The sequence below is a fragment of the Streptomyces griseobrunneus genome, from assembly GCF_046713465.1.
GTDB lineage: Bacteria > Actinomycetota > Actinomycetes > Streptomycetales > Streptomycetaceae > Streptomyces > Streptomyces microflavus.
In genome coordinates this window covers 6708632-6730771 of the sequence record NZ_CP177080.1, presented here as the reverse complement: position 1 = coordinate 6730771, position 22140 = coordinate 6708632, and the positions used below count along the sequence as shown (strand labels likewise).

General features: G+C 72.4%; 22 protein-coding genes. 7 read left to right on the top strand and 15 right to left on the bottom strand.

What is annotated here, in order from left to right:
* The 5 genes from ACK8N7_RS30660 to infC form a co-directional block, all read right to left on the bottom strand.
* On the bottom strand, positions 1-1182 hold the full coding sequence (locus ACK8N7_RS30660; protein WP_500444606.1) for a sensor histidine kinase: 1182 nt from the start codon (positions 1180-1182) through the stop codon (positions 1-3).
* Between the two features lie 172 nt (positions 1183-1354).
* Positions 1355-2200, bottom strand: coding sequence for a TrmH family RNA methyltransferase (locus ACK8N7_RS30655; RefSeq protein WP_403212017.1), 846 nt, complete (start codon positions 2198-2200; stop codon positions 1355-1357).
* Positions 2201-2314: 114 nt separating this feature from the next.
* Complete coding sequence (gene rplT, locus ACK8N7_RS30650) at positions 2315-2698, bottom strand: 50S ribosomal protein L20 (protein WP_007457565.1); 384 nt, start codon at positions 2696-2698, stop codon at positions 2315-2317.
* A 107-nt stretch (positions 2699-2805) separates the two neighbouring features.
* Positions 2806-3000, bottom strand: coding sequence for a 50S ribosomal protein L35 (gene rpmI / locus ACK8N7_RS30645; RefSeq protein ID WP_266808799.1), 195 nt, complete (start codon positions 2998-3000; stop codon positions 2806-2808).
* Positions 3001-3121: 121 nt separating this feature from the next.
* Positions 3122-3781, bottom strand: a complete 660-nt coding sequence (gene infC / locus ACK8N7_RS30640) for a translation initiation factor IF-3 (protein ID WP_403212267.1) — start codon at positions 3779-3781, stop codon at positions 3122-3124.
* Between the two features lie 387 nt (positions 3782-4168).
* Here infC and ACK8N7_RS30635 point away from each other — a divergent pair, with 387 nt between their 5' ends.
* Positions 4169-4531: a DUF1844 domain-containing protein gene (locus tag ACK8N7_RS30635; RefSeq protein ID WP_032758388.1), complete on the top strand. Its 363-nt coding sequence runs from the start codon at positions 4169-4171 to the stop codon at positions 4529-4531.
* A gap of 69 nt (positions 4532-4600) precedes the next feature.
* Here ACK8N7_RS30635 and ACK8N7_RS30630 read toward each other — a convergent pair whose 3' ends face one another.
* The 3 genes from ACK8N7_RS30630 to ACK8N7_RS30620 are packed head-to-tail and all read right to left on the bottom strand — an operon-like array spanning position 4601 to position 7444.
* The gene (locus ACK8N7_RS30630) at positions 4601-5329 is read right to left on the bottom strand and encodes an SseB family protein (protein WP_500444605.1); all 729 of its coding nucleotides are present in this window, start codon (positions 5327-5329) and stop codon (positions 4601-4603) included.
* Between the two features lie 52 nt (positions 5330-5381).
* Positions 5382-6563, bottom strand: coding sequence for a type VII secretion-associated serine protease mycosin (gene mycP, locus ACK8N7_RS30625; RefSeq protein ID WP_500444604.1), 1182 nt, complete (start codon positions 6561-6563; stop codon positions 5382-5384).
* Positions 6560-7444 (bottom strand): hypothetical protein, encoded by an 885-nt coding sequence (locus tag ACK8N7_RS30620; protein WP_500444603.1) that lies wholly within the window; start codon positions 7442-7444, stop codon positions 6560-6562. The genes mycP and ACK8N7_RS30620 overlap by 4 nt, the downstream gene beginning before the upstream one ends.
* A 548-nt stretch (positions 7445-7992) precedes the next feature.
* Between ACK8N7_RS30620 and ACK8N7_RS30615 the strand changes: the two genes are divergently transcribed.
* Positions 7993-9195 (top strand): amino acid deaminase/aldolase, encoded by a 1203-nt coding sequence (locus ACK8N7_RS30615; RefSeq protein ID WP_500444602.1) that lies wholly within the window; start codon positions 7993-7995, stop codon positions 9193-9195.
* A 17-nt stretch (positions 9196-9212) separates the two neighbouring features.
* Here ACK8N7_RS30615 and ACK8N7_RS30610 read toward each other — a convergent pair whose 3' ends face one another.
* Together ACK8N7_RS30610 and ACK8N7_RS30605 are read right to left on the bottom strand one after the other, a co-directional pair.
* Positions 9213-10166: a DUF2510 domain-containing protein gene (locus tag ACK8N7_RS30610; RefSeq protein ID WP_500444601.1), complete on the bottom strand. Its 954-nt coding sequence runs from the start codon at positions 10164-10166 to the stop codon at positions 9213-9215.
* Positions 10167-10218: 52 nt separating this feature from the next.
* On the bottom strand, positions 10219-11166 hold the full coding sequence (locus ACK8N7_RS30605) for a LysR family transcriptional regulator (protein ID WP_403212004.1): 948 nt from the start codon (positions 11164-11166) through the stop codon (positions 10219-10221).
* A 70-nt stretch (positions 11167-11236) separates the two neighbouring features.
* Here ACK8N7_RS30605 and ACK8N7_RS30600 point away from each other — a divergent pair, with 70 nt between their 5' ends.
* Positions 11237-12424 (top strand): TDT family transporter, encoded by a 1188-nt coding sequence (locus tag ACK8N7_RS30600; protein ID WP_500444600.1) that lies wholly within the window; start codon positions 11237-11239, stop codon positions 12422-12424.
* Here ACK8N7_RS30600 and ACK8N7_RS30595 read toward each other — a convergent pair.
* The 4 genes from ACK8N7_RS30595 to ACK8N7_RS30580 form a co-directional block, all read right to left on the bottom strand.
* Positions 12363-13073: a helical backbone metal receptor gene (locus tag ACK8N7_RS30595; protein ID WP_403212265.1), complete on the bottom strand. Its 711-nt coding sequence runs from the start codon at positions 13071-13073 to the stop codon at positions 12363-12365. The genes ACK8N7_RS30600 and ACK8N7_RS30595 overlap by 62 nt on opposite strands.
* Before the next feature lie 22 nt (positions 13074-13095).
* Positions 13096-13641, bottom strand: a complete 546-nt coding sequence (locus tag ACK8N7_RS30590; protein ID WP_403212000.1) for a helix-turn-helix domain-containing protein — start codon at positions 13639-13641, stop codon at positions 13096-13098.
* 162 nt (positions 13642-13803) lie between these two features.
* Positions 13804-16431 carry an ABC transporter permease/substrate binding protein gene (locus ACK8N7_RS30585; protein ID WP_403211998.1) on the bottom strand — a complete coding sequence of 876 codons (2628 nt, stop codon included), beginning with the start codon at positions 16429-16431 and terminating at the stop codon, positions 13804-13806.
* Positions 16424-17575, bottom strand: a complete 1152-nt coding sequence (locus tag ACK8N7_RS30580; protein ID WP_403211996.1) for a quaternary amine ABC transporter ATP-binding protein — start codon at positions 17573-17575, stop codon at positions 16424-16426. Before ACK8N7_RS30580 ends, ACK8N7_RS30585 begins: the two co-directional genes overlap by 8 nt.
* A gap of 260 nt (positions 17576-17835) precedes the next feature.
* Between ACK8N7_RS30580 and ACK8N7_RS30575 the strand changes: the two genes are divergently transcribed.
* Complete coding sequence (locus ACK8N7_RS30575) at positions 17836-18744, top strand: 5'-3' exonuclease (RefSeq protein ID WP_403212263.1); 909 nt, start codon at positions 17836-17838, stop codon at positions 18742-18744.
* Between the two features lie 127 nt (positions 18745-18871).
* Positions 18872-19723 (top strand): siderophore-interacting protein, encoded by an 852-nt coding sequence (locus tag ACK8N7_RS30570; RefSeq protein ID WP_500444599.1) that lies wholly within the window; start codon positions 18872-18874, stop codon positions 19721-19723.
* A 156-nt stretch (positions 19724-19879) separates the two neighbouring features.
* On the opposite strand, the gene ACK8N7_RS30565 is transcribed toward ACK8N7_RS30570, so the two are convergent.
* A complete protein-coding gene (locus ACK8N7_RS30565; RefSeq protein ID WP_403211992.1) occupies positions 19880-20551 on the bottom strand; it encodes a MerR family transcriptional regulator in 672 nt (223 codons plus the stop codon).
* Between the two features lie 157 nt (positions 20552-20708).
* Here ACK8N7_RS30565 and ACK8N7_RS30560 point away from each other — a divergent pair, with 157 nt between their 5' ends.
* Positions 20709-21638 (top strand): hypothetical protein, encoded by a 930-nt coding sequence (locus ACK8N7_RS30560; RefSeq protein ID WP_500444598.1) that lies wholly within the window; start codon positions 20709-20711, stop codon positions 21636-21638.
* Positions 21635-22099: an ABA4-like family protein gene (locus ACK8N7_RS30555; protein ID WP_500444597.1), complete on the top strand. Its 465-nt coding sequence runs from the start codon at positions 21635-21637 to the stop codon at positions 22097-22099. The genes ACK8N7_RS30560 and ACK8N7_RS30555 overlap by 4 nt, the downstream gene beginning before the upstream one ends.
* The last annotated feature ends 41 nt before the right edge of the window (positions 22100-22140 follow it).

Below are 22140 nucleotides of genomic sequence, written 5' to 3'. Positions count from 1 at the left end.
TCACACCAGGTAGGCGGGCATGCTCACGGGCAGAATAAATCGGAACTCGGCTCCGCCGCCGGGCCCCCGGCCGACGGTGATGGTGCCGCCGTGGGCCTCGACGATGCCCTTGACGATGTACAGGCCCAGCCCGGTGCCGCCGCGCTTGCTCCCCCGCCAGAAGCGGGTGAAGACACGGCCCATCGACTCCTCGGGGATGCCGGGGCCTTCGTCGCTCACGGTGACAGCCGTTCCCATCTCGTCGCTCGTCCCCGGCGCGGGTGCGGGGGCGATCTCCATGGTGACGGTTCCCTCGCCGTGGCGCACCGCGTTTTCCAGGAGGTTCCCGAGGATCTGGTCGATCTTGTCGGGGTCGGCCCACAGGTCGGGCAGCGGCCCCCGGGCGCGGACCCGGAAGCGCTCGGGGTCCTGGCCGCCCGCGATGAGGGCCTGGATGTGGCGGGCGACGGCGGCGGAGATGTCGACCGGCTGGCGGCGCAGCTCCAGGCGGCCGGAGTCGATCCGGGAGATGTCGAGCAGCTCGGCGATGAGCCGGGTGACCCGGCCGGCGTCGGCGTCGACGGTCTCCAGCATCAGCCGCTTCTGGTCGTCGGTGAACCGTTCCCACTTGGCGAGCAGGGTGGCGGTGAAGCCTTTGACGGAGGTCAGCGGGGAGCGCAGCTCGTGGGCGACGGTGGCGATCAGCTCGGCGTGGCTGCGTTCGGTACGCCGGCGGGCCTCGGTGCCGCGCAGCGAGACGACCACCCGGCGCACCGGGCCGAGCGGGTGCTCGCGTACGTAACGGGCGGAGACCAGCACCTCACGGCCGCCGGGCAGCAGCAGGTTCCGCTCGGGCTGGCCGTTACGGGTGGCGAGGCCGCCGTACGGGTCGGTCAGCGTCCACCAGCGCTTCCCCTTGAGGTCCTCCAGCGGGAGGGCCACGTCCAGGGGGCGGCCGATCGCCTCGGTGCCGGGGGTGGCGGTGATGCGGGCGGCGGCGGCGTTGAAGCAGATGACGCGGCCGCTCTCGTCGGCGACGACGAGCCCGTCGGGAAGGTCGTCGGGGTCGATGCCGGTGGAGAGGGCGTCCAGGTGTGCGGTGCCGGTGGTGTCCGGAGCGGCCGTTTCCCCTCCCCGGTCCTCGCCCGCGGCGCGCGCGGCGGCGGTTTGCGCCGGTCCCGGCGAGCTCATGCCGACAGCCATTCTCCCGTATCCCCACCTCTCGAACCGGTGCAGTGGGCCCCCGAGTTCGTCACCCTACTAGTCGCCGGCGAACCGGCGACACCCTGTGGGGGCGCGCGGTGGGAGTGCGCCGGTGGGCGGGAAAGCGGAATGGCCGGGACCGATCGGTGACGGACCGTCGGAAGCCCAGGAGTTACGCCTCGGAGGCGCGACGCGGGCGCTGGGCGCGGGCGGAGGCGTAGAGGCAGACGGCGGCGGCGGTGGCCAGGTTGAGGCTCTCCGCCCTGCCGTGGATGGGGACGCGGACGACGGCGTCGGCAAGGGCGCGGGTCTCCTCGGGCAGGCCCCAGGCCTCGTTGCCGAAGACCCAGGCGGTGGGCCCGCCCATGGTGCCCGCGTCCAGCTCGTCGTCCAGGTCGTCGGCCCCGGCCCCGTCGGCGGCGAGGATGCGCACCCCGGCGTCCCGGAGCCCCTGCACGGCCTGCTCGACGGGGACGCCGACGGCGACGGGCAGGTGGAAGAGCGAACCGACGGACGCCCGTACGGACTTGGGGTTGTACAGATCCACGGAGGCGTCGGTCAGCACCACGGCGTCCGCGCCGGCCGCGTCGGCGCAGCGCAGTACCGTACCGGCGTTCCCGGGGTCGCGGACGTTGGCCAGAACGGCCACCAGGGTGGGCTTCGCGTCCAGGATCTCCTGGAACGGGGAGTCCAGGAACCGGCAGACGCCGATGAGGCCCTGCGGGGTGACGGTCTGCGAGACGTCGGCGAGGACGTCGTCGCCGGCCAGGTGGACCCGGGCGCCCGCCGTATGGGCGGCGTCGATGATGTCGGCGTACCGGTCGGCGGCCTCGGGGGTGGCGAACAGCTCGATGAGCGTCGGCTCGCCGTCACCGCCCCGGTGGGCGGCGGCCTCGCGTACGGCCTGGGGCCCCTCGGCGATGAACCTGCGCTCCTTGCCGCGGAAGTTGCGGCGGGCCAGCCGGCGGGCGGCGGCGACGCGCGGGGAGCGCGGGGAGATCAGTTCGGGGGTGCCCATGGTCGGCGGCGAGCCTCTCTGGTGACGGCGGTGAAGTTCAGCGGCAACGCACCGGACCCGCAGACGGCGTGCGCCTGCGGGTCCGGTTCACGTACCTGGAAGGTGGCGCCTGGATCAGGCGGCCTTCGGGGCGTTGACGTCGCTCGGGAGGGCCTTCTGAGCGACCTCGACGAGAGCGGCGAACGCGTTGGCGTCGTTGACCGCGAGCTCGGCCAGGATCTTGCGGTCCACCTCGATGTTGGCGGCCTTCAGACCCTGGATGAGGCGGTTGTACGTCATGCCGTTCTGGCGGGCAGCGGCGTTGATGCGCTGGATCCACAGCTGACGGAAGTCGCCCTTGCGCTTCTTGCGGTCGTTGTAGTTGTAGACCAGGGAGTGGGTGACCTGTTCCTTGGCCTTGCGGTACAGGCGCGAACGCTGCCCGCGGTAGCCCTTGGCCGCCTCGAGGATTGCCCGGCGCTTCTTGTGGGCGTTGACTGCCCGCTTGACGCGTGCCACTTGTTAACTCCTTGTAGCGGGGCCGTGGGTGTCTTCACACGGCCCGGAAACGAATTGGTCCCGGTGTGATCGAGGTCGTGCCCCCGGAACGGACCGGGGGCCGAGCCTCACTTGCCGAGAAGCTTCTTGATCTTCTTGACGTCGGCCGGAGCCACGACGACCGTGCCGGTCAGCGAGCGGGTCTTCTTGGACGACTTGTGCTCGAGCAGGTGGCGCTTGCCGGCCCTCTCGCGGAGCACCTTGCCGGAGCCGGTGATCTTGAAGCGCTTGCTGGCACCGCTGTGCGTCTTGTTCTTCGGCATCGCGCCGTTCTCTCCTCGTCAGTGGCGCCCCTCGCGGTGCTGGGCACCGGACTGCAGGGGCGTCAGATCTCTATGGGATTCCGGGGGGACCCGGGGGCGCCTGGATGGCAGCCCCCGAAGGTCACGCCTCGGAAGGTGTCTCGGCCGGAGCCTCGGCCGCTTCGGCCGGAGCCTCGGCGGTGTCACCCTCGGAAGGTGCGTCGGTCGTACCCTGACGCTCCGCCTTGCGGGCGGCCTGGGCCTCGCGGGCCTCGGCCATGGCTTCGGTCTTCTTCTTGTGCGGGCCCAGAACCATGATCATGTTCCGGCCGTCCTGCTTCGGGTTGGACTCGATGAAGCCCAGGTCCTCCACGTCCGAAGCGAGACGCTGGAGCAGTCGGAAGCCCAGCTCGGGGCGGGACTGCTCACGACCACGGAACATGATCGTGATCTTGACCTTGTCGCCCTGCTTGAGGAACCGGACGACGTGACCCTTCTTGGTGTCATAGTCGTGCGGGTCGATCTTCGGCCGGAGCTTCATCTCCTTGATGACCGTGTGCGCCTGGTTCTTGCGCGCCTCACGGGCCTTCATGGCCGACTCGTACTTGAACTTCCCGTAGTCCATGAGCTTGCACACGGGCGGACGGGCTGTCGCCGCCACCTCGACCAGGTCGAGGTCATACTCCTGTGCGAGTTCCAGGGCCTTGGCAAGCGGAACAATCCCGACCTGCTCGCCGCTGGGACCGACAAGTCGGACCTCGGGAACGCGAATCCGGTCGTTGATGCGGGGCTCGGCGCTGATGGATCCTCCTCGGTAGCACCACGCGACCGCCTGGCGGACAGCCGCGTTACGTGTGTGACGTCAAGACCAACCGAGCCGGAACGGCAAAAATGCCCCGGACGGGACACAGGCGGGGCTCCTGGAAATACCGGAGCACCGCCGCGGTCAACCGCGGGGCGCATCGAGCGGCTCCATCGTCCGTACGGAACGATGGGGACCGCCTGACCGGTGACCCGCCGTCCGTGAGGACAGTCGGGTGGGAGATCGGAGCCTCCACTTGTGGGCCGGGCACATAGGTGTCCGGCCGGTCGTTACACAAGGTTAGCAGCCCGCTCGCGGAGGCGCTAATCCGCAGCCTGCGCGACTCCCGCGGACAGGGCGGCCGCTCCCTGGCCTTATCGTGTGGGCATGAGTGACGCGACCCCCAGCACTGAGAATCCCGGCTTCGACGCCATGGCCCGCGACATCGCGGAGGTCCCGGCCGTCGAGGTGATCGTGACGGTCGCCGTCAACCTGATGAGCGCCGCCGCGGTGAAGCTCGGCCTCACCGAGGAGGGCGAGGAGCACAAGGACCTCGACGAGGCCCGCAAGCTGGTCCAGGCGCTGGCCGGGCTGCTGGACGCGAGCACCACGGAGATCAGCACCTTCCACGCGTCGCCGCTGCGCGACGGCCTCAAGTCCCTCCAGCTCGCCTTCCGCGAGGCCTCGCTGGTGCCGGACGAGCCCGGCCAGGGTCCCGGCGAGAAGTACACGGGCCCGGTCTACGGCTAGACACCCTCCTCGTACGTACGTGAGCCCGCCTCCCCGTTGCCGGGGCGGCGGGCTCTCGCGTGTCCGCGTTCAGCGGCTGAACAGCGGCTCCCCCGGTGCGGCGGCCCCGGCCGGCAGCAGCGCCAGGTCCAGTCCGCCGACCAGCCGGGCCCTCAGCGCCTCGCTGCCGGAGAGCGCCTCGGCGACCCGGCGGGCCGCCGCGGCGGGAGCCGCGTCCGGGGCGAGGACGAGGGCGAGGGTGCCGTCCGCCGGGCCCGGGCCGAGGTGGGCGCGGAGCACGGCGGGCTCGGCGGCGACCACGTCCCGTACCGCGTCGATCACCGCGGGGTCCTGGAGCGGGTCGGTGCTGGTGCGGTTCTCCGCCAGGGCCAGGAGCGTCTGGCCGGTCAGCTCGAAGGCGACGGGCCCGGCAAGGTCCAGCACCACGGTGTCGGCCTTCTCGTGCGCGGCGGCCTGGAGGGCCTGGTGCAGCGGTACGGCGACGGGGCGCGCCTCGGGGTCCCAGCGGGCCAGCGAGCCGGTCGAGGTGAAGGCTGGCAGCGCACGCCGGTCACCCGCCTTGAGGGTGGGGACGGCCATGTCGCTGGTCTTCTCGCGCCGCAGCCCGTTCTCGTCCTCCTCCACCTCACCGAGGACAGCGACGACGGGGACCAGGAGGCGGGCCTCCCTGAGGGCCGCCAGGACCGGGCCGACGGCGCTCCGGTCCCGCGACCAGGCGTCGAGTGCGCTGGTCAGGGCGGGAGATGCCGAGCCGTCGTCGTCGGAGAAACCGGAGTCCGGGATGTTCTTGAGCGCCACGGGACGAGCGTAGTGCCTGGACGTGCGGCCCTCGGCCGCCGGGGCCGGGGGTTCAGCGGCGACCGGGGGCGTTGCGGCCGCGCCACAGGACGACGGCCGCTGCCAGCAGGGCCGCGCCGAAGCCGCCCGCGAGCGGGGCCGCCCAGTTGACCGGGTCGTCGCCGGCGGGCGGCGGGGTGGGGCCGGGGCCGAAGTAGTTCTTGCGGTGGCCCGCCGTGGCGGCCTGGGCGCTGAGGTCCCCGGGGCGCAGCCGGGAGCCCCCTTCGATGGCCTCCGCCGGGTCGACGATGCCGTAGCCCCGGGCGTCGTCGCGCCCCTCGGTGGGGGCGTCCCGGGCGGTGTCCGCGAGCAGCTTCTTGATCTGGGCGGGGTCGAGGCCGGGATGGGCCGCGCGGACCAGGGCGACGGCGCCGGAGACGAAGGCGGCGGCCGCCGAGGTGCCCCACTCGATGTAGTAGTGGCCGTCCGGGTTGGCGACGACGATGTCCACGCCGGGGGCGCTGACGGTGGCGTACCAGCGGCGGGTGGAGAAGGAGGCGTGCGTGCCGTACTCGTCGACGGCGGCGACCGCGATCACGCCCGGGTAGGCGGCCGGGTAGGAGATCCGGTCCCCCTTCTCGCCGCCGTTGCCCGCGGACGCGACCAGGGAGATGCCCTTGGACAGGGCGTACTGGATGGCGGAGTCCTCGCCGGGGTCCGGGTGGGCGGACTCGCTGTCGTCGCCCAGGGAGAGGTTGATGACGTCGGCGCCGTTGTCGGCGGCCCAGCGGATGCCGTCGGCGAGCGCGGTGCCCCGGGTCTTGCGGGCCTTGGCACGGGCCGGGTCCTTGGACTCCAGGATCACCCGGACGGGAAGGATCCTGGCCTCGGGCGCGATGCCGAGGATGCCGTCGGCGCGGCCCGGTCCGTTGCCGCGTCCGGCGATGATCCCGGCCATCGCGGTGCCGTGCAGGGCCCAGGAGGAATCGCCCAGGGTGGCACCGAAGCCGACGAGGTCCTTTCCGGGGAGCACCTGGCCCACGAGGTCGGGGTGGGAGCCGTCGACCCCGGTGTCCAGGACCGCGACGGTGATGCCCCGGCCCTGGGTGGTCTGCCAGGCGCGGTCGGTGTGCATCGCCGCGAGGGCCCACTGCTGGTCGCGGATGGCGTCCGCGTGGGCGGGGACGGGGGTGAGCGCGAGGACGGCGGCGGCGCAGACCGCGGCGAGGGCGCGGTGGGGTCGTCGTCGGGTCATTCGGGCGGCTCCACGAGATCGGTGACGGTCGTGCGCACCCCTCGCTCCACCCGGTCCGCGATGCCCTTCGCCTCGTGGCCGAGCCCGGCCTGGGCGATGTCCGTGGTGGCGGGTGTCTCCAGCGCCGCCTCGGCGGGCTGCGGCTCGTCGACGGTGCGCGCGTCGGCGAAGCCGGAGACGGCGAAGACGACGACCGGGATCTCGGTGAGCGGCCGGACGGTCCAGCTGGCGCGCTGCCGGTCGCCGAAACCGGCGGCGAGGGTGCCCTCGGGGGCGTACGTACGCGGCATCAGGTCCTTGCGCGCGGCGAGCTTCTGCTCGGCGAACCGGGTGCTCAGGGCCTGCATCCCCGCGGCGTCCGTCTCGGTGACGACCATGCCGACGGTGGTGACGGCGGAGCGGGTCGCGTCGGTGTAGGTGGCTCGCACCATCCGCTCGCAGCCGACGGACCGGAGAGTGGTGCGCAGCAGCGGGTCGAGCCCCTTGGAGCAGTCGCTGTCGGGGGCGACGGCGAGCCGGGTCCAGTTGCGGTTCGTACCGCCGGGTCCGGCCCCGGTGCCCTTGAGCGTGCGCGGGAAGAGCGTGTCGACGGGGACGCTGTGCCAGACGGTACGGCCGGTGGTGTACGGGGTCCGGGTGGGTTCGGCGGAGGAGTCGCCGGTCAGCCAGGCCCCGGTGGCCGCGCCGCCGATCAGCCCGAGGCCGAGGACGACGCAGGCGGCGGCCGCGGCGCCCCGCCACCGCTGCCGGGGCGGGACCGGGCGGAGCCGGGTGGTGGTCTCCACGGGGGTCTCGGGGTAGCCGTAGCGGGCCGGTACCCGGTACGCGCCCGGGGGCGGCGGGGCGGCCCCCGGCGCGGGGGTCAGGTCGACGGCCCCCACGGGCCTGCGCCGGGTGGTGAAGGCGGCGGGCGGCCCGGAACCGGGGTGCGTGGGGTACGGGGCGGCGGGAGGCGCGGGCGCCTGCGGTACGGGGCCGGGCGGTGCGGGCGCCGTCGGGGCCGCGGGGGCCGCCGTGTTCGGTGGTACGGGTGGGGCGGGCGGCGCCTGGGAGGGGCGCGGGGCCGCCGGGGCGGGCCGTGCCTGTGGGGCAGCTTGTGCGGATGCGGCGCCCGATGCCTGTGGGGCGCCCGATGCCTGTGGGGCGCGCGCCGTGCGAGACGTCGGCGCAGGTGGCGGGGGCGTCGGTGACGGTGGTGTCGTCGGGCGGGGCGGCACAGGAGCGCGCTGCGCTTCGGTACTCATCCGGCCCCCTGGTTCACGTCCCCGTACCGACCACGGATCACCGCCACCGTCAGGCGCGTTGGTGCTCGCGTGCCCGTCACTCTACGGGCTGCGGGCGCACCACGGGGAACGGGACGCCCGGCCTCGGCGGATCTGCCCCGAACGTCCCCTACCCAGCCGTAGCGGCTCTCTGGCAAGCTGCGGCCATGACTGCCCGCACCGCTGACCGGACCCGGTACGACCGGGCCACCGCCCATCTCGACGCCCCGATCGCGATCGTCGATCTGGCCGCCTTCGACGACAACGCCGACGATCTGGTGGCCCGGGCGGGCGGGAAGCCGATCCGGGTCGCGAGCAAGTCCGTGCGGTGCCGGGCCCTGCTGGAGCGGGTGCTCGCGCGCCCCGGATTCGCCGGGATCATGTCGTTCACGCTGGCGGAGTCGCTCTGGCTGGCCCGGGCCGGTTTCGAGGACGTCCTGCTCGCCTATCCGTCGGCCGACCGGGGAGGCTTCGCCGAGCTGGCCGCCGATCCGAAGCTGGCCGGCGCGGTGACGGTGATGGTGGACGACCACTCCCAGCTGGAGCTGATCGACGCCTCCCGGGCCGGCGGGCAGGAGGAGATCCGGGTCTGCCTGGAGCTCGACACCTCGCTCCAGCTGCTGGGGGGCCGCATCCGGATCGGGGCACTGCGTTCACCGCTGCGCTCCCCCGCCCAGCTCGCCGAGCTGGCCCGCTCGGTGGCCCGCAGGCCGGGCTTCAAGCCCGTGGGGCTGATGGCGTACGAGGGGCATGTCGCCGGGGTCGGCGACTCTCTGGTGGGGCGGCCGCTGCGGTCCCGGGCGATCCGGCTGATGCAGGCCGCCGCCCGCAAGGAGCTGGCGGCCCGGCGGGCCGAGGTGGTGCGGGCGGTCCGCGCGGTCGCCCCGGACCTGGAGTTCGTGAACGGCGGCGGCACCGGCAGCGTGCAGCACACGGCGGCCGAGGCCGCGGTGACGGAGATCGCGGCGGGGTCGGGGCTGTACGTGCCCCGTCTCTTCGACAACTACACGTCGTTCAGCGCCCGCCCGGCCGCGCTGTTCGCACAGCCCGTGGTGCGTCGGCCGGGCGTGGGCGTGGTGACGGTGCTCGGCGGCGGCTATCCGGCATCCGGCGCGGCCGGGGCGGACCGCTCCCCGGTTCCGTACCTCCCGGAAGGGCTGCGCTACGACCCGCAGGAGGGCGCGGGCGAGGTCCAGACGCCGCTGCTGGGCTCCCCCGCCGACGATCTGCTGATCGGTGACAAGGTCTGGTTCAGGCACGCCAAGGCCGGGGAGCTGTGCGAGCGCTTCGACGCGCTGCAGCTGATCGAGGGCGACCGGATCACGGCGACCGTTCCGACGTACCGGGGCGAGGGGAAGACCTTCCTCTGAACCCGGCGTGACGTGGCTCAGGGGCCGATCGACGCGCCCACGCCGCCGCTGGTGGCGCTGTCCCCGATCGGGCGGATGGACCGGGTGATCGTGTCCATCAGCGAGACCGGCAGCTCCGGCCGGTCCGCGTCGAAGGCGAGCCGGACGATCACCGGCGCCCCGCTGCCCGTCTCCGAGGGGAAGGCCACGGACTGCACCACCCCGCCGGGGCCCTTCGCGGTGACGACCTGCCAGCGCACCAGGTACCCGGTGCGTCCGGTGACGGTCACCGGCTCCGCCTTGAGCACCTTGTGGGACGTGATTCCGCCGTGGGTGCGCTGCCCGAGGACGTCTTCCTCGTAGGCCCGGTCGGCGGCGGCGGTGATGTCGGCCTCCGCGATGGCCTTCGGGTCGGTCTGGCCGGCCCGGGCGGTGCGGGTGGAGACGGTGCCCCGGTAGCAGAAGGACGCGGCGGTGCCGGGGCAGTCGTAGGAGACGGGGGTACGGATGGCGGGGGCGTCGTCGGAGGTGTTCTTCGCTTTCTCCCAGCCGTCGGGCACCACCAGCGTGATGCCGTTGAGCTGGTCGACGAGGACGGCGGGGTCGCCGGCCGGGCCGCCTTCGCCGGAGGGCGTGGCGGAGGCCGTGGAGGTGGCGGGTGCGGTGGGGGCCGGGTCGGAGGTGCTCGGCGCCGGGGCCGTTCGCGTACCGCTGTCGTCGGGGCCCAGCAGGAGGAAGGCTGCGGTGGCCGCGCCCAGGACCAGCAGGCCCGAGAGCGCGATGGCCAGGACTCGCGTACGGCTGCCGCCCCGAAAAGAAGGCGGGGGTCCGAACGCCTGGGGAGCGTACGCCTCGTGCACCGGCTCGTACGGGACGGGGTGCGCGACGGCGAGGGGGCGGGTGTGGGCGGTCCAGGCCGTGCCGTCCCACCAGCGCTCGGTGCCGGGTGTCCCCGCGTCCGGGTACCAGCCGGGCGGTGTCGCGAAGCTCATGGAGCCACTCTAGGCGGCGTCCACAGCGTGTTCGAAGCGGTTGCGGGCACGGTTACGGGGCGGAGGTCACCGGGTCCCGGCCGGTGCGGGAGAGCAGGTCGCGGGCCGGTCCGGTGGGGCGGTGACCCGCCGGCCAGACGGCCCGCAGCTGGCGGCGCAGCCGTACACCGGCGACCGGGATCTTGACCAGGCGGCGGGACGACAGCTCCTCGCCGAGGGCCAGTTCGCTCAGGACGCAGGGTCCGGCGCCGCTCTCGGCCGCTCCCTTCACGGCGGTCGTGGAGGAGAGCTCCAGCAAGGGCTGGGCGAGGCCGCCGTGGACGGCTAGGGCCGCGTCCAGGACCTGCCGGGTGCCGGAGCCGCGCTCGCGCAGGATCAGCGGGGTGGCGGCCAGTTCGTCGGGGAGCAGCGGGGTGCGGCGACGGGCCCACGGGTGGCTGGGGGCGACCACGACGACGAGGCGGTCGTGGGCGATGACGGTGCCGTCCAGGCCCTCCGGTATCGACAGGCCCTCGACGAAGCCCAGATCGGCCTCGCCGGTGACCAGGCGGCGGGCGACATCCGCCGAGTTGCCGACGAGCAGCGAGACGGCCGTGTCCGGGCGCTCCGCGCGCAGGGCGATCAGCCAGCCGGGCAGCAGGTACTCGGCGATCGTCATGCTGGCCGCGACCCGCAGCCGGGAGTCCCGCCGGTCGCGCAGCGCCTGGGCCCCCGCGTCGAACGACTCTGCGGCCTCCACCACCCGGCGCGCCCAGTCGGTGACGAGCGCGCCCGCGTCGGTCAGCCGGGAGCCGCGCGGGGAGCGGTCGAGCAGGGCGACACCGAGCTGCCGTTCCATGGACCGGATGCGGCTGGAGGCGGCGGGCTGGGTGATGCCGACGTCCTTGGCGGCCCGTCCCAGGCTGCCGTGCCGGGCGACGGCGAGCAGCAGCTCCAGCGCTCCGAGGTCGGGGACCCGGTGGGAGAGGGGGGCGCGGGGGGCTTGGTCGTCGCTGGGCATAAAGCCAGCTTATGACCTCATAGGAACGGGGTCCCTGGTGGGCGGCGACGGGCGCGCGAAGAATCGTGGCATGGCCATCTTTCCGCAGACCCGGACCGCCGGACCGCTCCCTGTCATCGCCCTCCTCCCCCACCGGACGGGCGCGCAGGGGGGTGCGGGGCGGCTGCCGTCCCTGCGGCACATCGGCCCGAACTGGTACGCGAGCGTCATGGGCACCGCGATCGTCGCGAGCGCCGGGGTGGCGCTCCCGGTGGACATCACCGGCCTGCGCGCCGCCTGCACGGTGGTGTGGGCGCTGTCGGCCGTCCTGCTCGCCACCGTCCTCGCCGCCCGCGCCGGCCACTGGCTCCACCACCGCGACCAGGCCCGCGCCCACCTCCTGGATCCGGCCGTCGCCCCCTTCTACGGGTGCCTGGCCATGGCGCTGCTCGCGGTCGGCGGGGCCACGCTGACGGTGGGCCGGGACGTCGTCGGCGTACCGGCCGCTCTTGCCGTGGATGTGGTGCTGTTCGTCGCGGGGACGGCGATCGGTCTGGTGGCCGCCGTCGTGGTCCCGTACCTGATGGTCGTACGCCACCGTCCCGCGCCCGGGACCGCGTCGCCGGTCTGGCTGCTGCCGCTGGTCGCCCCGATGGTCTCGGCCTCGCAGGGCGCGCTGCTGGTGCCCCACGTGGCGGCCGGGCAGGGACGGGAGGCGCTGCTGCTGGCCTGCTACGCGATGTTCGGGCTGTCGCTGCTGGCCACGCTGGTGGTGCTGCCGCTCGTCTTCGCCCGGCTCGTCCACCAGGGGCCGCTGCCGCTCGCGCTGACCCCGACGTTGTTTCTGGTGCTGGGGCCGCTGGGCCAGTCGACGACGGCCGTCAACCAGCTGGCCGACGCGGCTCCGGGGGCGGTCGCGGGGCCATATGCCTCGGCCTTCGGCGCGTTCGCGGTGCTCTATGGGGTGCCGGTGATGGGCTTCGCGCTGCTGTGGCTGGCGCTGGCCGGGGCGATGGTCATAAGGGCGACGCGTGACGGTATGGGTTTCGCGATGACATGGTGGGCGTTCACGTTCCCTGTGGGTACGTGTGTGACCGGGGCGGCCGGGCTGGCCCGGCACACCGGTCTGGACGCCCTGACCTGGCTGGCCGTGGCGCTGTATGTGTTCCTGGTGGTCGCGTGGGCGGTGGCCGGGACGCGGACCGTGCGAGGGGTGGTCAGCGGAGCGCTGACGGCAGCTCCTGTGCAGCCTGCAGCAGCGACGGCCCGTACCAGGTGAGCAGGCGGCCGTCGACGAGGGCCGCGGGCAGTCCGGGGAAGGCCTCGGGTCCGTCGTCGGCGGTGAAGCGGTAGGGCTCGTCGGGCAGCACGACCAGCTCGGCCCCGGATCCGTTCAGCTCGTCCGGCGGGATGCGCGGGTAGCGATCGGCGTGGTCCGCGTAGACGTTGCGCACCCCGAGGCGGGCGAGCAGGTCACCGGCGAAGGTGTCGCTGCCGAGCACCATCCAGGGTCTGCGCCAGATCGGCACGATCGCGGGGCGCGGGCTCCCGGAAGGGGCGGGCAGCGCGGCCCAGGCGGCCTCGGCCTCGTCGAGCCAGCGGGGGCGGTACAGGCCGCAGCCGGTGGTGAGGACCCGGTCCAGTTCGGCGAAGGCCTGGTCCAGGGTGCGGATCTCGGTGACCAGGACATCGAGCCCGGCCTGGCGGAGGGCGGCGAGGTCGGGGGCGCGGTTCTCCTCCTCGTTGGCGATGACGAGATCGGGCGCGAGGGCGGTGATGGCGGCCACGTCCGGGTTCTTGGTGCCGCCGATCCGGGCGGCGGTGAGGCCGGCGGGGTGCGTGCACCAGTCGGTGACCCCGGTGAGCAGCCCGGGGGCGGTGGCGGCGACGGCCTCGGTGAGGGAGGGGACCAGGGAGACGACGCGCATCGGCATGGTGGGGTCCCGGCTCTCAGCGGCGGGAGTCGTACGTGGCGTCGATGTGCTCCGCGACCGCGACGAGCAGCAGCCGGGTGCCGGGCCGGGTGGCCCGCCAGCGGTGCCGCACGCCACCGGAGAGGAAGAGAGTGTCGCCGCGCTCCAGCCGGTACGCCTGGCCCTCGGCCTCCACCTCGGCGGCGCCCTCGACGACGTACATCAGTTCGTCGTTGCGGTGCTGGAACTCGCGCCCGAGGTCCTGTTCGCCGGTGAACTCCAGGGCGCTGAGCTGGTGGCGCCCGCGCACCACCCGGCGTACGCCGTCGCCCTCCTCGCCCCGTACGACATCGACCGCGCGCGCCGAGTCGGCGGCGGCCCGCAGCCGTGAGGTGGTGGTCTCCAGCGCCTCGGCGACCCGGTCGAGGGAGCGGGCGCTGGGGCGGGCGCGCTCGTTCTCGATCTGGCTGAGGAAGGGCACGGAGAGCCCGCTGCGCCCGGCGACCACGGCCAGCGTGAGGCCCAGGGTGCGGCGCCGACGGCGGACCGCGGCACCCACGCGCGGTGTGTCCTTGTCGTCCATGAACCGGCTCCCTCCCGCCTCAGCCATCCTCCCGGCTGCCAGCACCTTACGCACATGGTTACGCAAGACGTCCGGTAAACGGCCCCCGGACAGCCGGAAGGGGTGGGCCCCGCCCGACGGCGGCGCCCACCCCTCACCTGCGCTTTTCCGGCCCTGGATCCCCTACTGGGGTGCCAGGGCGTCCGCGATGCCCGGGTTGTCGCCCATCCAGGCCTTCACGGCTTCCTCCTCGTGGCCCGCACCGCGCTTCTGGATCTCGTTCTCCAGTCCGCCGAGCTGCTTCTCGCTCAGCTCGAAGTCCTTGAACCACTTCGTCAGCTGCGGGTACTGCTTCGGGAACTCCTTGGAGGCGATGGTGTGCAGCCGGTCGCCGTCACCGAACGCCTTCTTCGGGTCCTTCAGCTTGGTCATGCCGTACTCGTTGTACGCCCAGTGCGGGGTCCAGAGCAGGACGGCGATGGGCTCCTTCTTGGCGTACGCGCGCTTCAGCTCGGCGAGCATGCCGGGCGTGGAGGAGTCCAGGACCTCGTACTCCTTGTCCAGGCCGTACTGCGGCAGAACGTTCTTCTTGAGGTTCTCCATGGTCGCGGTGCCGGGCTCGATGCCGACAATCCGGCCCTTGAAGTCGGAGCCCTTGCCCTTGAGGTCGTCGAGGGTCCTGACGTCCTTGACGTAGTCGGGGACCGCGACCTCGATGGAGGTCGGCCCGTACCAGGAGCCGATGTCCGTCAGCTTGTCGCCGTACTTGTCCCAGTAATTCTTCTGGGTGTACGGCAGCCAGCCGTCGAACTGCACGTCGATCTGGCCGCGCGACATGGCGGCGTACATCGGGCCGACCTCGAACTGCTTGAGGTTGATCTTGTAGCCGCGCTCCTCCAGGACCGCCTTCCACAGGTACGTGGCGGCGATGTCCTCCTCCCAGGGGAACCAGGCGACCTCCAGGGCACGGTCACGCTCGTCCTTGCCCCCGGGGGCGGCCTTGGCGTCCTTCGGGGCCGGGGACCACTTCCCGGCGACGCCCGGGTTGGCCTTCAGCCAGGTGCGGACGGCCTCCTGTTCCTTGCCGGAGCCGGCCTTCTGGATCTCGGCCTCAAGGCTGGTGAGCTGCTTCTCGCTCATCTTGAAGTCCTTGAGCCACTTGGCGACCACGGGGTTCTCCGCGGAGAAGCCCTTGCGCGCCAGGGTGTGGACGCCGTCGCCCTCGCCCCAGAGCTTCTTGGGGTCCTTGAGCTTGGTGAGGTCGTACTCGTTGTACGCCCAGTGCGGCGACCAGAGCGGAACGACGATCGGTTCCTTCTTGGCGTACGCGCGCTTCAGCTCGGCCAGCATGGACGGCGTGGAGCCGTCGATGAGCTTGTACTCCTTGTCCAGGCCGTAGCCCGGCAGGAGCTTGTCCTTGAGCAGGCCCATCTCACCGGCGCTCGGCTCGATGCCGACGATCCGGCCCTTGAACTCCGAGGCCCGCCCCTTGAGGTCGTCCATCGACCGGACGTCCTTCATGTACGCGGGGACGGCGAGCTCCAGCGAGGTGGGCTCGTACCAGGCGCCGAGGTCCTCCAGGCGGTCCTGGTACTTCTCCCAGTAGCTGGCGTGGGTGGTGGGGAGCCAGGAGTCGGTCTGGAAGTCGATCTGGCCGTTGGCCATGCCGGTGTAGAGCGAGCCGGCCTCGTACTGCTTGACGTCGACCTCGTAGCCGCGCTGTTCCAGCATCTCCTTCCAGAGGAAGGTGGAGGCGATGCCCTCGTCCCACGGGATGTAGCCGATGGAGACCTTCTTGCCGTCGCCGACCTGCGCGCCCGCGCCGGACGCGGTGTCCTTGGCGGAGCCGCCGAAGATGCCCATGCCGCCCGCGACGAGCGCGAGGGCGACGATGCCGGCGACCGCGACGACGGGCTGCGGACGGTAGGTCCAGATCTTCCAGCCCTCGGCCGAGGCCTGGACCCTGGCGGCCGCGCGTCGGGCCAGCGGGGAGACCTCGCGGCCGAGCGCGCCGGTCATCCGGTCCAGGTACATGGCGAGGATGACGATGGAGATCCCCGCCTCGAAGCCGAGACCGACGTCGATGTTGCCGATGGCACGGTAGACGGAGCCACCGAGGCCGCCGCCACCGACCATGCCCGCGATGACGACCATGGACAGGCCCAGCATGATGACCTGGTTGATGCCCGCCATGATCGTGGGCAGCGCCAACGGCAGCTGGACCCGCAGCAGGGTGTTGCGCGAGGTGGTACCGAAGGCCTCGGCCGCCTCGACGAGTTCGCCGTCGACCTGGCGGATGCCGAGTTCGGTCATCCGGACGCCCGGGGGCAGCGCGAAGATGATGGTGGCGATGATGCCGGGGACCACGCCGACGCCGAAGAAGATGACGCCGGGGATCAGGTAGACCATGGCGGGCATGGTCTGCATGAAGTCGAGGACCGGCCGGACCACCGCGCTGACGGTCTTGGACCGGGAGGCCCAGATGCCGAGCGGGACGGCGATGACCAGTGTGACGAGGGTCGCGACGAGCACCAGGGTGAGGGTGTCCATCGCCTCGGCCCACAGCTCGACGGAGTCGATGAGGGCGAAGCCGACGAAGCTCAGCAGCCCGGCCGGCAGGCCGCGCAGCCACCAGGCGATGACCGCGACGATGCCCGCGAAGAGGAGCGGGTGGGGGGCGGAGAGTACGGCGGCTATGCCGTCGAACATGCCGCTGACGACGGAGCTGATCGCGTCGAAGAGCCAGGCGAGGTGGGTCTGGAGCCAGTCGACGGCGGAGTCGACCCATTCGCCGAGAGGGAGCCTAAACACTGGCCACCTTCTTCACGGCATCGTTGTCGGAGAGCGTCGCGGACGGCGCCTCGGAGCCCTTCATGGTCTCGGTGGGAGTCATCGGGTCGCCGAGCACGGCGAGCAGCCGGGAGCTCGGGACGACACCGACGAGCCTGCCCTTGGCGTCGGTCACGGCCACCGGGTCCCCGCTCTGCGAGCAGGGGGTGAACAGCTCGATGATCGGCGTGGACTCCGAGACCGTGGCGGGGGCCGCCGCGATGACGTCCTGCGGGGTGCGCAGCTCCTTGCCGTCCTTCGTGGTGGAGCCCATGACGGTGTGCGGTTCGGCCATGATGGCGCCCGCGGTGAGCACCCGGGAGCGGTCGACGTCCTGGGTGAAGGAGGCGACGTAGTCGTTGGCCGGGGTGACGAGGATGTCCTCGGCGGTGCCGAGCTGGACGATCTTCCCGTCGCGCATCACGGCGATCCGGTCGCCCAGGCGCATGGCCTCGTTGAGGTCGTGGGTGATGAAGACGATGGTCTTCTTCAGCCGCTTCTGGAGCTCCAGGAGCTGGTCCTGCATGTCGCGCCGGATCAGCGGGTCGAGCGCGCTGAAGGACTCGTCCATGAGGAGCAGATCCGCGTCGGTGGCGAGCGCGCGGGCGAGGCCGACGCGCTGCTGCATACCGCCGGACAGTTCGTCGGGCCAGGAGTTCTCCCAGCCGGCGAGACCGGTGAGCTCCAGCGCCTCGGTGGCACGCCTGATCCGCTCGGAACGGGGTACACCCTGGACCTCAAGGCCGTACGCGGCGTTGTCCAGGACACTTCGGTGAGGGAAGAGCGCGAAGTGCTGGAAGACCATGCTGATCTTGGAGGAGCGCACATGGCGCAGCTCGCGGGGGCTCAGGGCGGTCAGATCCTGGTCGTCGAAGAGCACGCGTCCGGCGGTGGGTTCGAGCAGCCCGTTGAGCATCCGTAGCAGCGTGGACTTGCCCGAACCGGACAGGCCCATGACGACGAAGATCTGGCCCGGCTCCACCGTGAAGGAGGCGTCGATCACCGCTGCGGTCGTTCCTTCGGCGCGGAGTTCGTCGCGGTCGGTGCCGCTCTCCAGCTTTCGGACGGCTTGATCGGGTCGTCGGCCGAACACTTTGTACAAGTTCTCGGCTTGCAGCCTGGACACATACACCTCACGGGTTGAACTGAAAAACGGTCTGCCACCCCCGCCGGCAGACCGTGGAGCGGTGCGGGTTCGGTCCGCATGGCACGTACGCAAGGTGAAAATGCGACGTGGTCCGCTCCGGTGGCGCGCCTGCCCCTACTTACACAGCACAAACACAACAGTGATCCAGGTCACGGGCAGGGCGGTTTCCGGTCACCGGGAGCCATCGACGGCGACTGTCAGTGGTGTGGGGCATCATCGGTTCCGTGACGCGACGCCTGATGCTCCTCGACACCGCCTCCCTCTACTTCCGCGCCTATTTCGGCGTCCCCGACTCGGTGCGCGCGCCGGACGGGACCCCGGTCAACGCCGCGCGCGGACTCCTCGACTTCATCGCCCGCCTGGTGCAGGACCACCGGCCGGACGATCTGGTCGCCTGCTGGGACAACGACTGGCGCCCGCAGTGGCGGGTGGACCTGATCCCGACGTACAAGGCGCACCGGGTGGCCGTGCAGACGCCCGCCGGGCAGACCGACGAGGAGGAGATCCCAGACACGCTCTCCCCACAGGTCCCGATCATCGAGGACGTGCTGGCCGCGCTCGGGATCGCCCGGATCGGCGTCACGCCGTACGAGGCGGACGACGTGATCGGCACGCTCACCGCCCGCGCGACCGGGCCGGTGGACATCGTGACCGGCGACCGCGACCTCTACCAGCTGGTCGACGACGCCCGTCAGGTGCGGGTGCTCTATCCGCTCAAGGGCGTCGGCACGCTCCAGATGACGGACGAGGCGTGGCTCCGCGAGAAGTACGGGGTGGACGGCGCGGGCTATGTGGATCTGGCCCTGCTCCGCGGCGACCCGAGCGACGGCCTCCCGGGCGTGCCCGGCATCGGCGAGAAGACGGCGGCCAAGCTGCTGGACGCCTACGGGGACGTGGCCGGGATCATGGCGGCGGTGGACGATCCGGCCGCGAAGCTGACCCCCTCGCAGCGCAAGCGGCTGGACGAGGCGCGGGACTATGTGGCGGTCGCGCCGAAGGTCGTGCGGGTGGCCCAGGATGTGCCGCTGCCCGACTTCGACCCGGCGCTGCCGCGTGAGCCGCGCGATCCGGCCGCGCTGGAAGCGCTTGCGGACCAGTGGGGGCTGGGCGGGGCGCTTCAGCGGCTCCTCACCACTCTTCATGCCTGAGGTGTTAACTTAGGCATACCTAAGTCATCGGGGCCGGAGGTGTCCGGGCCCGGTGCGCCGATATGTACGCCGCACCGGCACGTCCACCCGACGCGCGTGCCCGTACGTCGAACCCAGGGAGTACCTCGTGGCAGAGCGGCCGGCCCGGCAAGGACCCAAGGCCCAGGGGGCGCAGGTCGTGCGCACCGAGCAGATCACCCCGCACATGGTGCGGGTGGTCCTCGGCGGCGAAGGGCTCGCCGACTTCTCCCTCTCCGGCTTCACCGACCACTACATCAAGCTGTGCTTCGCGCCCGAGGGCGCGGACTACGCGCACCCGTTCGACATCGCCGCCATCCGCGAGAGCCACCCGCGCGAGCTGTGGCCCACCACGCGCACGTACACGGTGCGTTCGTGGGACCCGGCCGCCCGGGAGATGGCCGTGGACTTCGTCGTCCACGGCGACGAGGGCCTCGCGGGACCGTGGGCGCAGCGTGCCCAGGTGGGCGAGCAGGTTACCTTCCTCGGCCCCGGCGGCGGTTACGGGCCGCAGGCCTCGGCCGACTGGCACCTCCTGGCCGGCGACGAGAGCGCCCTGCCGGCGATCGCCGCGTCGCTGGAGCAGATGCCCGCGGGCGCCCTGGTGCACGCCTTCGTCGAGGTGCTGGACGCCTCCGAGGAGCAGAAGATCGTGACGCCCGACGGGGTGGCCGTGACCTGGCTGCACCGCGGCGACCGGCCGGTCGGCGAGCTGCTGACCGCAGCCGTGAAGGAGCTGGACTTCCCCGAGGGCGAGGTCCAGGCGTTCGTGCACGGGGAGGCGGCCTCCGTGAAGGAGATCCGCCGCCATCTGCGCGTGGAGCGGCAGATCCCCCTCCAGCAGCTGTCGATCTCCGGCTACTGGCGCCTCGGCCAGAACGACGACGCCTGGCGCGAGGTCAAGCGCGAGTGGAACGAGCAGGTGGAGCGCGAGCAGGAGGGGCCGGGGGCGGCCGCTTAGGGGCGCCTGCCGCGAGGTCTCACCCGCAAGGCCCGCACAGGGCCCACCGGACCCCGTCCGCCGTTCCCGGCGGGCGGGGTCCGTGCACGTCCGCGTGGCTGCGGCAGCCGGTGCGCGTCCACGCGACTGCGGCACCCGGTCGCGCGCGGGCGGGCGTCAGGCGCCCGGAGCGACGCCCTCGGCCCGTGGTCCGCCGGCTCCCCGCGACTCGTACCGCCGGACCGAGACGTCCTCGTGGGCGAGCCTGCGCAGCGCGCCGAACATCGCCTCGCCCAGGACCGTACCGACGACGACGCCCTCGACCAGCTCCTCGCGCGCCACCCGGCTCATGACGTAGGCGAGGTCGGCGCCGGCGACCGTCTCGGCCGCGTCCGCGTAGACGTCCATCAGGTCGACGAGCCCGCCGTGCCCGACCCCGCGCAGTGCGGCGATGACTCCGGCAAGCGATTCGGCGGCCGAGGCTCCCTCGTCGACCTGCCAGCCGCGCCGCCGCAGCAGCTCGGCCACATCCTCCCGGGCCTGTTCCAGCTCCGGCCCGGCCTCGCCCTCGCCGAGCGGGGGGACGCCTTCCGCCGCTCGGCCCAGCACCCGTATCACCGGCTGTTCGGGGTCGTCCGCGGCTTCCAGGACCTCGCCGATGGCCGCGAGCGAGAGACCGCCCACCTCCAGCAGGACCCGGATCAGGCGCAGCCGCCTCTCGTGGTCCGGGCCGTAGTCCGCCTGGTTGGGGCTCGTCAGCTCTCCTGCGGGCAGGAGCCGCTCCCGTACGTAGAACTTGATCGTCGGGACCGGGACCCCGGACCTGCGACTCAACTCACCGATGCGCACCGCGTGTTCATCCTTCCGCCCTTGCCAGATCAGAGCCCCATCATAGATAGTTCCACTAACCGATAGCGGTAAGTGCCACTATCCATACATCTTACGGGGGCCCCTCATGTCGTCCTGGCGTTCCTGGCATCGCCCCTTAGTCGTCCTCTCCGCCGCGATGGTCCTCTGGGCCCTCGTCACCGCCGTGGGCCTCGTGGCCGACGACCGGGTGCTGGTGGGAGCCCCGATCTGGGCGAAGCCGTTCAAGTTCGCCGCCTCCTTCGCCGCCTACGGCCTGACGCTGGCCTGGATGCTGGCGCATCTCACCCGGGGGCGCCGGACCGGCTGGTGGGCGGGGAACGTGGTCGTCCTCACGAGTCTCGTCGAGATGGCGATCATCACCGTGCAGGTGGTCCGAGGGAAGCGCAGCCACTTCAACGCCGCGACTCCGCTCGACACGGCCCTGTTCAGCGCGATGGGGATCACGATCATCGTGCTGTGGGCGGCGACCCTGGCGATCGGGATCCTGCTGCTGCGCGCCCGGATCGCGGACCGGGCGGCGGCCTGGGCGATCCGGGGCGGCGTGCTGATCGCCCTGGTGGGCGCCGGGCTCGGCTTCCTGATGACGCTGCCGAGCGCGGAGCAGCAGGCGGCCGGGAACCTGGACACCGCCGAGGTGATCGGCGCCCACTCGGTCGGCGTGCCGGACGGCGGCCCCGCGATGCCGCTGACCGGCTGGTCCACGACCGGCGGCGATCTGCGGGCCCCGCACTTCGTGGGCATGCACGCGCTCCAGCTGATCCCGCTGTTCCTGATCGCCTTGGTGCTGCTCGCCCCCCGGCTCGCCCGGCTGCGCGATGCGGGGGTGCGGCTGCGTCTCGTACGGGTGGCGACGGCCGGTTACGCGGGCCTCGTCGCGCTGACCACCTGGCAGGCGCTGCGGGGGCAGCCCCTGATCCACCCGGACGCGGCGACCCTCATAGCGGCCGGGGCGCTGGTGGCGGCGGTGGCGGCCGGGATATGGGCGGCGCTGCGCACCGCGCCCGGACCCGAATCCGTACACGCAGAGACCGAACCGGCTTCCGACAGCAAGGAGTTCACCGCATGACCGGCACCCTCTTCGAGGTCACGTTCTATCTGGCCGCCCCGTTCTGGCTGCTGATGATCTTCGCTCCCGGGTGGTCCGTCACCACCCGCATCGTCTCCTCACCGCTGACGGTCCTGCCGCTCCTCGGCGTCTACACCGTCCTGGCCGTGCAGGTCTTCCCGGAGCTCTGGACGGCGGTGAGCAGCCCGGACATCGACACCTTCCGGGAGCTGGCAGCGCCGGCCGAGGGCGCCGGGGCCTTGTGGGCGCAGGTGATCGCCTGGGATCTGCTGGTCGGCCAGTGGATGTTCCTCCAGGCCCGGAAGCTTGGATTCTCCCCGTGGCTGATGGGCCCTCTGCTCGTCCTGACGATCCTGCTCTCGCCGTTCGGACTGCTGGTCTTCCTCGCCCTGCGCGCCACCCGGCGGGGCGCGGGGAAGCCGGTGGAGCCGCGCACCGGGCCGGTGGGGACGCGGGGCTGAATCGCACCGCTGCGTCGCACGGCCGGGCGGGGCCGGGTCTG